The sequence below is a fragment of the Mycolicibacterium septicum DSM 44393 genome (assembly GCF_000455325.1).
Classification (GTDB): Bacteria; Actinomycetota; Actinomycetes; order Mycobacteriales; family Mycobacteriaceae; genus Mycobacterium; species Mycobacterium septicum.
Genome location: NZ_HG322951.1, coordinates 2,953,756 through 2,966,944, shown reverse-complemented (window position 1 = coordinate 2,966,944; position 13,189 = coordinate 2,953,756). Strand labels below are relative to the sequence as shown.

At 67.4% G+C, this 13,189-nt stretch carries 13 protein-coding genes; 1 reads left to right on the top strand and 12 read right to left on the bottom strand.

Translation table 11 applies throughout. The features are described from left to right. Positions 1-19: 19 nt before the first annotated feature. The 7 genes from TX88_RS13970 to rpsB all read right to left on the bottom strand — a co-directional run bounded on the left by TX88_RS13970 (position 20) and on the right by rpsB (position 6,906). A complete protein-coding gene (locus TX88_RS13970) occupies positions 20-748 on the bottom strand; it encodes an ABC transporter ATP-binding protein (RefSeq protein ID WP_044517548.1) in 729 nt (242 codons plus the stop codon). A 7-nt stretch (positions 749-755) separates the two neighbouring features. Then, positions 756-1,322, bottom strand: a complete 567-nt coding sequence (locus TX88_RS13965; protein ID WP_110917939.1) for an FtsX-like permease family protein — start codon at positions 1,320-1,322, stop codon at positions 756-758. After that, positions 1,319-2,512 (bottom strand): FtsX-like permease family protein, encoded by a 1,194-nt coding sequence (locus TX88_RS13960; RefSeq protein WP_044517547.1) that lies wholly within the window; start codon positions 2,510-2,512, stop codon positions 1,319-1,321. The genes TX88_RS13965 and TX88_RS13960 overlap by 4 nt, the downstream gene beginning before the upstream one ends. 145 nt (positions 2,513-2,657) lie before the next feature. After that, entirely contained in the window at positions 2,658-4,142 is a 1,485-nt protein-coding gene (locus tag TX88_RS13955; RefSeq protein ID WP_044517546.1) for an amidase, read from the bottom strand. Between the two features lie 23 nt (positions 4,143-4,165). After that, positions 4,166-5,020, bottom strand: a complete 855-nt coding sequence (locus TX88_RS13950) for an LLM class F420-dependent oxidoreductase (protein WP_044517545.1) — start codon at positions 5,018-5,020, stop codon at positions 4,166-4,168. A 209-nt stretch (positions 5,021-5,229) separates the two neighbouring features. Then, on the bottom strand, positions 5,230-6,057 hold the full coding sequence (gene tsf, locus TX88_RS13945; RefSeq protein WP_044517544.1) for a translation elongation factor Ts: 828 nt from the start codon (positions 6,055-6,057) through the stop codon (positions 5,230-5,232). An 18-nt stretch (positions 6,058-6,075) separates the two neighbouring features. Continuing rightward, positions 6,076-6,906 carry a 30S ribosomal protein S2 gene (gene rpsB, locus TX88_RS13940; RefSeq protein ID WP_044517543.1) on the bottom strand — a complete coding sequence of 277 codons (831 nt, stop codon included), beginning with the start codon at positions 6,904-6,906 and terminating at the stop codon, positions 6,076-6,078. A 326-nt stretch (positions 6,907-7,232) separates the two neighbouring features. Between rpsB and TX88_RS13935 the strand changes: the two genes are divergently transcribed. After that, positions 7,233-7,706: a M23 family metallopeptidase gene (locus TX88_RS13935; protein ID WP_110918073.1), complete on the top strand. Its 474-nt coding sequence runs from the start codon at positions 7,233-7,235 to the stop codon at positions 7,704-7,706. On the opposite strand, the gene TX88_RS13930 is transcribed toward TX88_RS13935, so the two are convergent. From TX88_RS13930 to TX88_RS13910, 5 genes are all read right to left on the bottom strand, one after another. Then, positions 7,687-8,556: an alpha/beta fold hydrolase gene (locus TX88_RS13930; protein WP_244438422.1), complete on the bottom strand. Its 870-nt coding sequence runs from the start codon at positions 8,554-8,556 to the stop codon at positions 7,687-7,689. The genes TX88_RS13935 and TX88_RS13930 overlap by 20 nt on opposite strands. Positions 8,557-8,601: 45 nt before the next feature. Next, positions 8,602-9,498 (bottom strand): tyrosine recombinase XerC, encoded by an 897-nt coding sequence (locus TX88_RS13925; protein ID WP_044517541.1) that lies wholly within the window; start codon positions 9,496-9,498, stop codon positions 8,602-8,604. 68 nt (positions 9,499-9,566) lie between these two features. Beyond that, on the bottom strand, positions 9,567-11,489 hold the full coding sequence (locus TX88_RS13920) for an acyl-CoA dehydrogenase family protein (protein ID WP_044517540.1): 1,923 nt from the start codon (positions 11,487-11,489) through the stop codon (positions 9,567-9,569). Beyond that, a complete protein-coding gene (locus TX88_RS13915) occupies positions 11,486-12,532 on the bottom strand; it encodes an oxygenase MpaB family protein (protein ID WP_044517539.1) in 1,047 nt (348 codons plus the stop codon). Before TX88_RS13915 ends, TX88_RS13920 begins: the two co-directional genes overlap by 4 nt. A 22-nt stretch (positions 12,533-12,554) precedes the next feature. After that, the gene (locus TX88_RS13910; RefSeq protein ID WP_044517538.1) at positions 12,555-13,178 is read right to left on the bottom strand and encodes a TetR/AcrR family transcriptional regulator; all 624 of its coding nucleotides are present in this window, start codon (positions 13,176-13,178) and stop codon (positions 12,555-12,557) included. Between the last annotated feature and the right edge of the window lie 11 nt (positions 13,179-13,189).

Genomic DNA, 13,189 nt, shown 5'->3' with positions numbered 1-13,189 from the left:
GTCTCCCAATACCGTTGATTCAGTTGACGATTTGTCCGTCTCGCATCCGGACTACACGGCTCGCTTCGTCGGCCACCGTGGGATCGTGGGTGCTTGCGACGACCGTGACGCCCAATGTCGAGCACAGGTCACGCAGCATGCGCACCACCGTCTCCCCCGTGCGGTGGTCGAGGTTGGCCGTCGGCTCGTCGGCCAATACCAGGGTCGGGTTGCTGATCAGCGACCGTGCGATCGCGGTGCGCTGCTGTTCACCACCCGACATCTTCGTGGGCTGGTGGTGCACCCGGTGCCCGAGGCCCACCAGCTCGAGCAGTTCGGTCGCGCGCTTGCGCAACGACTTCCGGTCGTACGGCTCGAACATCAGCGGCAGCTCGACGTTCTCGACCGCGGAGAGGAACGGGATCAGGTTGTAGCTCTGGAAGATGAAGCCGATGGTGTCGTGCCGCAGCGCGGCGAACTGGCTCTCCGTCAACTGTGCGGTGTCCTGTCCGCCGATCGTGACGGTGCCCTTGGTCGGACGGTCCAGCCCGCCGATGATGTTGAGCAGCGTGGACTTTCCGCTGCCGCTCGGCCCCATCAGACAGACGAACTCCCCCGGCATCACCTGGAGTTCGGCGGCGACCAGGGCCTTGACCACCTCGTCGCCGAGCTTGTGCAGTTTCCACACGTTGCTGACCTCGATGACGGGCTTCTGGACCGGGTCGGTGTCTTCCGGTGCGGCAGCGGCGGTGTCGTGAAGTGCGGTCATGTTCGGGCTAACCTCCCGCGGTCAGGGATCGAATGGGTGGACGTGATGCGGCGTTGAAGGTCGGCACGAAACTCGTTGCGACCGCGGCCGCGACGCTGACCCCGACGGCGATCGCCGCGCCGACCGCCAACCCGGAGTAGGACACCCCGGTGGGCGCCAGACCCAGCAGCGCCACCACCACACCGGTGACACCCGCGCAGACCGCACCCAGCAGTGAGCCCAGCACGGCGGCCACCACCGGTTCGACGAGGAGAGCGGCGATCACGGGGGCTCGAGGTATGCCGTTGGCTCCGAGCACCCCGAGTTCACGGGTGCGGTGCGCCACGGTTCGGGTGGTGGCGACCGCGACTTCGACCACCCCGACGAGCAGCACGGTGACCGCGATCAGGATCACCGCCCGGTTGATCTCGTCGGCGTGCCCGAGTGCCGCCGACTGCGCGCGGATCCCCGACGACATGCCGAACACCAGCACCACGAGGAAGGCTCCGGTGGCAGTGGTCACCACCGGCAGCACCATCTCGCGGATCCGCCGCCGGGCGGACAGCCAGCCGTAGGCCAGTCCCTTGCTGTTCACCTTGCCCCCAGGAGGTCGACCGGACGTTGTTGCAGGAGCCGGTGCACGGGCACCAGGGCGCCGACGATGGCCATCGCGGGCAGGAACGCAGCCACCATTCCGGCCGCCTGGGCCCAGGCGGTCAGGGTGGCGATCTCCGGAATCACCAGTGCGACAGCGATTCCCGCTCCGACCACACCGACCACATAGGCCGCCACAAAGACGATCCCCGACTCGACCAGGAAGAAGTACAGCACCTCGTCGGCCAGTCCGATGCTGCTCATGATCCCGAATTCGCGTTTGCGTTCGGCGACTGCGGCCAGGAAGGACGAGACCGCGATGACGAATCCAAGAGCGAGCCCGATGGTGGAGATCAGGCCCAAGGTCGAGCCGGTGACCTGCCCCGAGAACAGCGCCGAGAACTTCTGCTCGAAGCTCAGTGGACCAGATCCGCCGACTGTGTCATAGATCAGGCCATGACCGCCGGGGTCCGGCTGTACCGACGGATCGGCCGTGAACGGCAGCCCGACCGCGGACCCGAACGTCTGCGCCAGGTCGTGGCGGTGTTCTTCACCCGGCGGCGCGTTGATCGTCCACCAGCCGTTGTCGCCGACCAGCAACCGCGCCAACGCGGGTGCCACGGTCATCGACTCCCCTGGCCCGGAGACCTTCGCGGTGAGTGGCAGAGCCCCCACGTCGATCACGTCCCCGGACGCGACCCCCAACCGACCAGCCAGACCGGATCCCAAAACTGCTTGACCAGAAGATATTTCGTCATCACCGCGTAGGGACACCGCGGCGCCGTCGATCACCGTCACCCCGGAGATCGTCATCCGGCCGTGCCAACCGTCGGGCAGGTCGAACGCCGGCGGCGGCCCATCGGCAACCAGGGCGCGGGCCTCGTTGTCATAGTGCACCCCGGCGGCCGGCACCACCCACAGCTGGGCATCTCCCAGTACATCGGTGACCGAATCGGCCCCGGTGATCGCAAAACTCGCCGAGATGGTGCGCACCACGGTGACGCAGGCGATCGCCAGCGCGATCCCGAGCACCGACAACACAAAACGTTCGGGCCGGCGACGAATGTTGGCCAGTGCGAATCGAATCAGACACCCGAAGGTGCCCCCGGTTCGCACCGCAGTAGTCGCGATCTCCGGCGATCGACGGGCTGTGGATGCTTGAGACGGCGGTATCGAAGCTACGGTCTCCACAGTGGGGAATGCTGCGAGCCGCGTGTTTCACCTGGAGCAGATCGCGGTGTCGCGGGAGTTAACACCCGCTGGTTGGCGTTACGTCATGATGTCGCCGACGCAACGGATTTCGTCGTCAGCCCTCGCCGACGAAGTCAAAAACTGCTTATTTCACTGCTTTTCGCGCGCGTTTGCGTGGGGCGGCCGGGGCCTGATCCTGAATGCGCGCCCAGGGCCTGGCCTCCTCGAGCTCGTAGGCCAGTTCCAGCAGCAGAGCTTCACGGCCGCGGGTCGCCGACAGCATCATGCCCACCGGGAGGCCGGCATCCGTCTGGGCCAGCGGCAGTGAGATCGCCGGATCACCCGTGGCGTTCTGCAGCGGCGTGAACGCCACCCAGCCCAGCAGCCGGTCGATGATCTGCTCGTAGTCGGCGGTCGGGTCGAGCCGGCCGATCTCCAGGGTGGGCTCGGCCAGGGTGGGCATGAGCACCGCATCATAGCTGTTGGACAGCCGCTCGGTGACCCGCCGCGACCGGGCCAACCGCGCAATCGCGGTCGGGAGCCGATGCAGATTGCGCGATGCGTGCCGTTCGAGACCCAGCGTGAGATTGTCCAGCTTGTCCCGATCGAAGCTCGGGCCGAACGACCGCTTCCCGCCGCGCACCAACGCATACGCCAGGAACGCCCAGTACAGCAGGAAGTCATCCTTGAAACGCGCTTGGACCGGGTTGCCGATCACGGTGATCTGGTGGCCGAGTTCCTCCAGCAGCGCGGCGGTCTTGTGCGTCAGCTCGGTCATCTCCGGGCCTGCGTCGTGCACAACGGATTGCGTGCACACCGCAATGCGCAGCCGCTGCTTTCCCGGACGGCTGACGTCGCCGATCGGTGGAAGTTTGGGACTGCGGTAGACCTTCTCCATCTCGCGGTAGAGCGCCGCGGTGTCACGCACCGAGCGGGTGAGCACACCGTCGGACACGATCCTCAGCGGCATCATCCGCATGTTCTTGTCCTGCGGCAGCCGGCCCCGGGTCGGCTTGAGGCCGACCAGCCCGTTGCAGGCGGCGGGGATGCGGATCGAGCCGCCCCCGTCGTTGGCGTGCGCGATGGGTACGGCGCCCGCCGCGACGAAGGCACCCGAACCCGACGACGACGCACCGGCTGTGTAGATGGGGTTCCACGGGTTGCGCACCGGGCCCAGCCGAGGATGCTCGCACGACGCGCTGAAACCGAACTCCGAGAGCCGGGTCTTGCCCAGCGGCACCAGACCGGTGGCGAGATACGCGCGGGCGAAGTCGCCGTTGGCCGGTTCGGGCCGAGGTTCCCAGGCATCCGTGCCGCTCATGGTCGGCATGCCCTCGACGGCGGTGTTGTCCTTGACGAAGGTCGGGACACCGTCGAAGAACCCGCCGTAGGGACTGGGTGCGGCACCGCGGGCATGGGCCCGGTCGAAGGCCTCGAACGCCAGCCCGTTGAGGGTGGGATTGACCGCCTCCACCCGCGCGACAGCAGCCTCGATCAGGTCGGCGGCAGATACCCGGCCGGCCCGCAGTTCCGCCACCAGGCCGACGGCATCGTGCTCGCCGAGGGCGTCGTCCGTGAAGGCACTGACCCGGCTCGGGACTTTTCGCGCTCCGCGCTGACCGCTAGTCACGCCCCGACGCTAGCAAGTCGGTTTTATTGCGTCCGAGCCACGCTCTGCAGCGCGGCCAGATGCTCGTCGACTGTGCGCAGTCCGGCGCCCATGGTGTTGACCGTGACGTGGGTGGCCCCGGCCTCGGCCCACGCGGCGATGTCGGCCGCGGCCTTGTCCGGATCGCCCACCCAGCCCACGCGGCCCTCCATACCGATGGTGGACGGATCGCGCTCTGCGGCCACGGCCGCGCGCTCAACCCGGGCACGGGCGTCCTCGAGCTCCGGACCTGGGCCCACCATGGGGAACCAGCCGTCGCCCAGCCGGCCCGCGCGCTCCAGCGCTCGCGCGGAGGCCGCTCCGAACCACACCGGGATCGGGCGCTGCACCGGCAGCGGGGCCAGGCCGGCACCGGTCACCCGGTGGTAGCGGCCCTCGAACGTCACCGACGATTCGGTCCACAGCCGGCGCATCAGCTCGACCTGCTCCTCCGATCGCTTGCCGCGGTTCCCGAAGTCTTCGCCGAGCGCCTCGTACTCGACCGCATTCCAGCCCAGCCCGACGCCCAGGCGCAGCCGTCCGCCGGTGAGCAGGTCGACCTCGGCCGCCTGTTTGGCCACCAGCACGGCCTGGCGCTGCGGCAGGATGATCACCCCGGTGACCAGTTCCAGCGACGTCACCGCGGCCAGATAACCGAACATGACCATGGGCTCGTGGAACGTGGTGTACAGGTCGTAGGGCCCTGCCCAGTCCCGGTGGACGGCCGGATCCGCGCCCACGACGTGGTCGTAGGCCAGGATGTGGGTGAAGCCCAGCTCTTCGACACGCTGGCCGTAGGCGCGCACGGCTCCCGGATCTCCGCCGAGTTCCGTCTGCGGAAACACCACACCTACGCGCATGTCACCTCCCACACCATTGGTACCTGCCACACTCCCACATCGGCAAAGCCCCTTGCCCCTGCGTGAGCAACTACCCGGCACCGACCATGTCACGAATGAACAAAACCCCGCACTTTCCGGGATCGCCGGAATGAGCGCGGGGTTTTGCGACGGGCGGCGACGGCCGAGCCGTCAATCGGGTGTGATGTGCCGCCCGAGTCTTCTGGTGCTTAGGCCTGACCGACCTCGAACCGCACGAAGCGGGTCACGGTGACGCCGGCCTCGTCCAGCAGCGCCTTGACGGTCTTCTTGTTGTCAGACACCGACGGCTGGTCCAGCAGCACGACGTCCTTGTAGTAGCCCGTCACGCGACCTTCGACGATCTTGGGCAGAGCCTGCTCGGGCTTGCCCTCTTCCTTCGCGGTCTGCTCGGCGATACGACGCTCGTTGGCGACGATGTCCTCGGGCACGTCCTCGCGGGTGAGGTACTTGGCCTTGAGCGCGGCGATCTGCAGGGCGACCGCGTGCGCGGCCTCCTTGCCCTTCTCCGCGTCGCCGGCCTGGTACTCGACCAGCACACCGACGGCCGGCGGCAGGTCCGCGGCACGCTTGTGCAGGTAGGTCTCGACCGTGCCGTCGAAGTAGGCGGCCCGACGCAGCTCGAGCTTCTCACCGATCTTGGCGCTCAGGTCCGCGATGGACTGCTCGACCGTGGTGTCCCCGACCTTGGCGGCCTTGAGGGCGTCCACGTCGCCGGCCTTCGCAGCGGCAGCGGCCGCCACGACCTGGTCGGCGAGCTCCTGGAATTCGGCGTTCTTGGCGACGAAGTCGGTCTCGGAGTTGAGCTCGATCAGCGCGCCGTCCTTGGCCGCGACCAGACCCTCGGCAGTGGCGCGCTCAGCGCGCTTGCCGACGTCCTTGGCGCCCTTGATACGAAGCAGCTCGACAGCCTTGTCGAAGTCGCCGCCGGCCTCGACCAGAGCGTTCTTCGAGTCGAGCATGCCGGCGCCAGTCAGCTCCCGCAGTCGCTTGACGTCGGCAGCGGTGTAGTTAGCCATTTAAGACTTCTCCTGGAATTACGAAGCGTCAGTGGATGTTTCGGGTGCAGCAGCGGCCTCGCCCTCGGCGGTTCCAGCGGTCGCACCGGCGAGCAGCTCCTGCTCCCACTCGGCGAGCGGCTCGACACCCTCGGTGGCCTGCTTCTCGCCACCGGCCTGGCCGGCCCGGGCCTGCAGGCCCTCGGCCACCGCGGAGGCGACGACCTTGGTCAGCAGCGCGGCCGAACGGATGGCATCGTCGTTGCCCGGGATCGGGTAGTTGACCTGATCGGGATCGCAGTTGGTGTCCAGGATCGCGATGACCGGGATGTTCAGCTTGATGGCCTCGTTGACGGCCAGGTGCTCCTTGTTGGTGTCGACGACCCAGATGGCCGAGGGCACCTTCTGCATGTCCCGGATACCGCCGAGGCTGCGCTCAAGCTTGTTCTTCTCACGCGTGAGCATGAGGATTTCCTTCTTGGTGCGACCCTCGAAGCCACCGGTCTGCTCCATGGCCTCAAGCTCCTTCATCCGCTGAAGGCGCTTGTGCACGGTGGAGAAGTTGGTGAGCATGCCGCCCAGCCAGCGCTGGTTCACGTAGGGCATGCCGACGCGGGTGGCCTCTTCGGCGATGGACTCCTGCGCCTGCTTCTTGGTGCCGACGAACAGGACGGTGCCGCCGTGGGCCACCGTCTCCTTGACGAACTCGTAGGCCTTGTCGATGTAGGTCAGCGTCTGCTGCAGGTCGATGATGTAGATGCCATTGCGGTCGGTGAAGATGAACCGCTTCATCTTGGGGTTCCAGCGACGGGTCTGATGCCCGAAGTGAGCGCCGCTGTCAAGCAGCTGCTTCATGGTTACAACAGCCATGAGTTGGTGGTTCCTTTGTATGTCGGTTGTCGCCCGGCGTCGGGTGATGCCAGGCCCTGGTGCCTGCCGGCTGCCGAACCCGATCCGGGAAATCCCAGGTCAGGACCGTCGGCATCCGTGTACGACCCCGTGGAGGCGATCGATATGCGCAGACACGCGAAGTCAGCCCGCTAGCGAGCTGCGGGTAGAAGTTTACACGCTGAACAGGCGTGCTTTTACCACGCGGCAAAGCGGGGCGCATTCATCCACAGCGCCGGGTTTCGGGGCTTCCGCGCGGCCCGAGGCGGCGTTGAACTGAGGTGGTGAGATTTGCCGCGGCGGTGTTGATGCTGGGTATGGCGTTGGCGTGGCCGGTCTCCGCCCACGCCGAGGGCTCGCGGCTGCATTGGCCGGTGTCACCGCGACCGGTGGTGACCAGGGGTTTCGACGCCCCCTCCCCCAATTGGAACCGCGGCCACCGGGGCATCGACCTGGCGGCCGCACCCCGGCAACCCGTCTACGCCGCAGGCTCGGGCACCGTCGTCTTCGCCGGCGTGCTCGCGGGGCGTCCGGTGGTCTCGCTGGCCCACCCGGGTGGGCTGCGCACCAGTTACGAACCGGTACAGGCCGCCGTGCGGCCCGGTCAGACCGTGGGTCAAGGCCAACTGCTCGGCACGCTGCTGGCCGGTCATCCCGGTTGTGGGGCGGCGGCGTGCCTGCACTGGGGTGCGATGTGGGGTGCGGCGGCCCGGGCTGACTACGTCGACCCGCTCGGGCTGCTGGTCGAGACCCCGATCCGGCTCAAGCCGATGGATGGTTGACCGCACGCAGGAATCCGCTGATCGCGTCGAGCACGACGTCCGGCTGATCACGCTGAACCCAGTGCCCGGCACCGGCAACGATTTCCAGGCGCGCATCTGGCATCCGCTCAGCAGCGGCGCGGGCTCGCGCGACGGGAACGCCGGGGTCACGATCGCCGTGGATGACGAGTGTCGGACACCTCACTTCGGCCAGCCGCGGCATGTAGTCGGTGCGCAGCCGGTCCCACCCGACCTGGTCGTGTTGCCACTGTTCGAAGGCGTCGAATCCGCCGGGTTGTGCTGCGGCAGCCATGATCTCGTCCATCAACGCGTCAGTCAGCTGCTGGGGATCCCTGATCAGCGCGTGCATGCTGCGAGTCATCGCGGCCCGGTTGGTGCCGACCCACCGGGTCACCGCGCCAAGCAGACCCGTGCGCAACATCGCCCAGGTGACCAGTTGACGGACGCCTGACAGCGCTCCGTCCGACAGCCGGGGCATGATGCCGTAGCTGCCCAGCAGCATCGCGCCGGCCACCCGGTCCGGGCGGTCCAGCACGTGGCCGATCGTCATGCCGCCACCGAGCGACAACCCGCCGATCACATAGCGGTCCAGCTCCATCCCGTCGACGAACTCCGAGACATAGGCGACCAGCCGGTCCTGGGTCACCGGCTGTCGCGCCGGCGGACTCTGGCCATAGCCGGGGTGGTCGGGGGCGATGACGCGGTAACCCGCGTCGGCCAGTCGGGGGCCGATGCCACCCCATGACAACGACGCGTTGTCCACGCCGCCGCCGTGCAGCAGCACCACGGTCGACGTGGGGTGGTGCGGCGCCCAGGTGAGATACGAGACGGGTCCAGACGGCAGGTCCACGATGGATCGGATTGCGCCTACTCCTAAATCTTCTGTTCCGGGATGTCAGGCCCTCGGGTGGGCCTGGTCGTGCACCGCTCGCAGCCGTTCGACGGTCACGTGGGTGTAGAGCTGCGTGGTGGCCAACGAGGTGTGGCCCAGCAACTCCTGCACGACGCGCAGATCGGCGCCGCCTTCGAGCAGGTGGGTGGCAGCGCTGTGCCGCAGTCCGTGCGGGCCGATATCGGGGGCACCGTCGACGGCAGAGACGGTCTGGTGCACGACGGTGCGCGCCTGACGCGGATCGAGTCGTTTACCGCGGGCCCCGAGCAGCAGTGCCGGACCGGAATCGGCAGTGGCCAGGGCGGGGCGGCCCTCGGTGAGCCAGGCCGTCAACGCGATGTGTGCGGGCTGTCCGAACGGGACCGTGCGCTGCTTGTTGCCCTTGCCCAGCACCTGCAGCACCCGGCGTGACGTGTCGATGTCGTCGATGTCCAGCCCGCACAACTCGCTGACCCGGATCCCGGTGGCATACAGCATCTCCACGATCAACCGGTCCCGCAGAGCCAGCGGATCACCCTCGCGCGCCGCGGAATTCATCGCCTCCATGGCGTCGACGGCCTGATCGCGACGCAGCACCGCCGGCAGGGTGCGGTGCGCTTTGGGGACCTGCAACCGGGCCGCGGCGTCGTCGGACAGCAATCCCCGCCGGCTCGCCCAGGTACAGAAGGTCTTGACCGTGGAGGTGCGCCGCGCCAGCGTGGTCCGGGCAACTCCGGCCGCGGCCTGGCTGGCCAGCCAGGACCGCAGCCTCGGCAGGGTCACGGTGTCCAGATCACCGCCGGTGAAGTCGAACAACGCCAACAGGTCACCCCGGTACGCCCGGCGGGTGTGCTCAGACCTGCCGCACTGCAGCGCCAGGTATTCGTCGAACTCGGCGAGCACATCCTGAACTGCGGGCACCGTGCCACCGTGGCAGAACTACGCCCGCGCTGCACCCGACGCGCCGAGCCGCTACCGTCGCGTGACCATCACGGGTTCATCTCGTAGCGGCCGGCCAGTCCGCGCACACCTGCCACCACGCGATCGCGGCGGGCGCCGTCGGCCACCGGCTGCCTGACGATGTCGAGGGCGCGCTGCTGTTGCACCGCAGTGGCATCCGGATGGCAATGCAGCTTGGTCGCGTGCGTGGACATGTCGGTGACGAGCACCTCGAACAGCTGGTCGATCAGATCGGTGTCGATCGCTTCGATCTCCGCCTGCTCCAGGATCAGCTGGGCGTAGGGAATCAGGGTGAACATCTCACCGATCGCGAACAGGAAGTCGACGTTGCGTTGTTGGTCAGCGGTGGGTGTCGCCACCGCCAGCAGGGTCTGCAACGCCTGAGCCTGGTCGAGGAAGACCGCGACATTCGGCGTCGACGAAAAGCGGCGCAGCACCGACTGCCAGTCGCCGAACCGGATCTTCGCCAACCCACTGCTCGGCCCCTGCCGGAACAAGAAGTCGTCATTGGTCGCATCCCTGCGCGTCGGAATCTGCGGCACCTCGGCCAGCAGCGACTTGAGCTGTGGAATGCGTTGCGCCACAGGTGAACCAGCGATGGCACCGCCGGCCGCGCGCAAGCCACCGGCGAGCGCGCTCACCAGCGGCGCCGGAGCCCGGCCCACGGGCAGAACGGACATCGCGGCCAGCGCCGCATCTGACGCGCCGAACATGTAGTTCTGCATGAACTTCAGCGACAGCGCCATGTTGACGTGCACCGTGCCCTCCAGCCGCGGCAGGCCGGTGAGCCCCAGCAGGGCCATGGTGAAGTACATGTCGGATTCGAACGCCCGGGCCGCGATGGTGTCGGCGAGCAACGTCACGATCCTCTCGCCCTCGCGGGTGACGTTCATCTTCTCGATCGCGTTGAACAACAGGTAGCGCCGGTCGTCCGGGCTTGCGCTGCGCATGTAGTCGATGGCCCGCTCGCTGTAGAGCTTCATCCCGATCAGGCGGGCGTAGCCGTCGGCGAGCATGCGGCGGATCTGCGGGAACTCGGTGACCCGCTGGCCGAACAGCACGCGGTTCTCGGCGTGGGTGACGGCCTCGTACATGGCGTGCTCGCAGGCCCCGATCGCCCCGAATCCGAGGTTGAACTTGCCGATGTTGACGGTGTTGATCGCGGCGTTGAAGGCTGCCTTGCCCTCGTGCAGGATGTCGTCGGCACTGACCGGATAGTTCTCCAGGTCGAACGCCGCGACGTACATCTGGCCGTCGACGACGTTCTTGCGCAGGTGGTAGTTCGAATGCTGACTGTCGGCGGCGAAGAACAGGTACCCCTCGAAGTCCTGCGCGGGACGGCGCCGGTCGAGATCGGAACTGTCGATGATGGGTTTGTCGGAGCGACGGCCGAACACCGAGACCATGCCGGCCAGGTTGCCGTTGCCGATGTAGTACTTGCCGCCGTTCGCCGCGTACGACCCGTCCGCGTTCGGTGTCAGCACCATGTCTGTCGAGTAGACGTCGGCGCCGTGGTCCTGCTCGGACAGCCCGAAGGCGAAGATCTCCCCCGAATCCAGCAGGGCGGCAGCCTTCTTGCGCGCCACCGTGTTCTCCGACTGCCAGATCGGACCGAGGCCGAGGATGGTGACCTGCCAGACGTACCAGTACTGCATGCCGTAGAACCCGAGGATCTGGCTGTACATCGCATTGCGCGCGGTGTCCCAGCGCTTGTCGGGATCGCCGGCGGCCTCCGACGCCGGGGTCAGGAACGTCGCGAAGATGCCCTCCCGCTTGACCAGGTCGAGAAAGTCGCTGTACCAGACCCGATCCCGGTCCTGCTGCTTGAGCCACCGCTTGCCGTGGGACTCGAAGAAATCGATGGTGGCCCGGAAGATCTCCCGGGTTCTGCTGTCGAACTGGTCGAAGTCGGTCCGGTTCGGGTCGAACAGGACATCAGATCGTGCGGTCACGCCAAACTCCCTAGGTAGGACTGAGATTCGATGAGGCCTTCGTCGCTGGGCAGTTGGCCCCGTCCGAACACCCGCTCGTGCTGGCGGGCCCGCAAATCCTTGTGCGCATCGGCGGGCTTGACGTAGCCGTAGCGCTTGCGCCCTTCTTCGGGGCTGAGCACCTCGGTCGACCGCGGCGGTATCCCCATGATGTAGGGCCCTGCGATCGGCACCACGGACGGCGAAATGATCTTGGCCACCAACAGCTTCAGCCGCGGTACCCGGTCCACTATGCCGAACCCGAGCTTGAGCACCGGCCGCACGGCCAGGTCGACCGCGCGCGGCTGGTCGAAGCCGCTGAGCCGGCGCATCCAGCGCGGCATGGTGGCGATGGTGCCCCTACGCAGGAACCAGTTGAGAACTTCGACGGCCGGCTTCGCAGCACGCGGTGCTGGCGGCAGCACCACTTTGGCGTTGAGCAGGTGGTCCATCATCGCGCGGGCGGCCTCGCTGACGGCGAGGTGCGGCCGCATCTGCTCGAAGTACTCGTTGATGCCCTCGCGGGTCCGCGGGACGTCGGCCGGATCGCAGGTCTGAAACTCGGCGGCGCGGGCGCAGTCCTGCCAGTAGCGGGCCTCCTCCTGGGCCGTCAGCTTGCCGCCGCCGTACAGCTCGTAGGCCTTGAGCACCGAGTGCCAGCCGGTGAGCAGGATCCACAGCTGCGACTGGGGGTCGTTGGCGTCGTACTTGTTGCCGCTCAGGGGTTCGGTACCAATGGCTTTCGAGTGGACTTTCACCAGGACATCGGCGGTCTTGAGCACCGATTCGGTGTCGGCGAAAGCGACCATGGCGAAGTAACGCACGGTCCGGTCGTAGCGGGTGCGGGGCCGGTCGTAATTGGCGCCGGTGGTGTCGACCGCGGCGATCAGCGCAGGGTCGAGTTCCTCGACCACCACGGCGCGCTGCAGTCCGATGATCGGCGTGGTGGCATGGCCCCACACCTTCCAGGTCACCGAATCCGGCCCGAAGAACCCGTAGTCAGCCATCGGCTGGAGATCAGACATGCGATAACTCCTCTGTTCTGGATCAGGCGGTGCGAAACGCCCGGTAGGTGGCCGATCCGATGAATTCACCCAATGTGGTTGGGGTCCAGTCTTTTCCGTCGTCATGCAACAAGGTCCGCACCGCGCCTTCACAGGTGGACACGAACTGCTCGACCAGCACCGGCAGCTTCTTCTCGGCGTCGGTGGTGCCCCAACGTTCCAGGGTGGGCGCCAGCCGCCGGGAGACCTTGCCGACCATCAGCACGCGACCGTTGCGGAAGTGTTTGGCCACGGCCGGATCCGGGTCGGCGCTCATCACGAGCCGCCAGGAATCAGGCCGGCCGGCGACCGTCTCAAGCAGCGCCTGGAAGCCCTCGACGAAGACGGTCTCGTCGGCGTCGGCGCGGCCGTACGGCAGCGCATCGATCGCCCCCTGGACCAGCAGGGCCAGCTCCCGCTCGAGCAAGGCCCTCAGCAATTCGACCCGGTCGGGAAAACATGAGTACACCACCGGGCGCGTGACCTTGAGCCGCTGAGCCACCGCGCCGATCGTGACTGCGGCGATCCCCTCGTTCACCGCAATCGCCAGGGCCGCATCCAGCACCTGTGGACGCCGCCGCTCGGGGCCCAGGTGGGCGGCCCGCTCGCGGACGGTTTCTACACTCATGAAGGAAAATG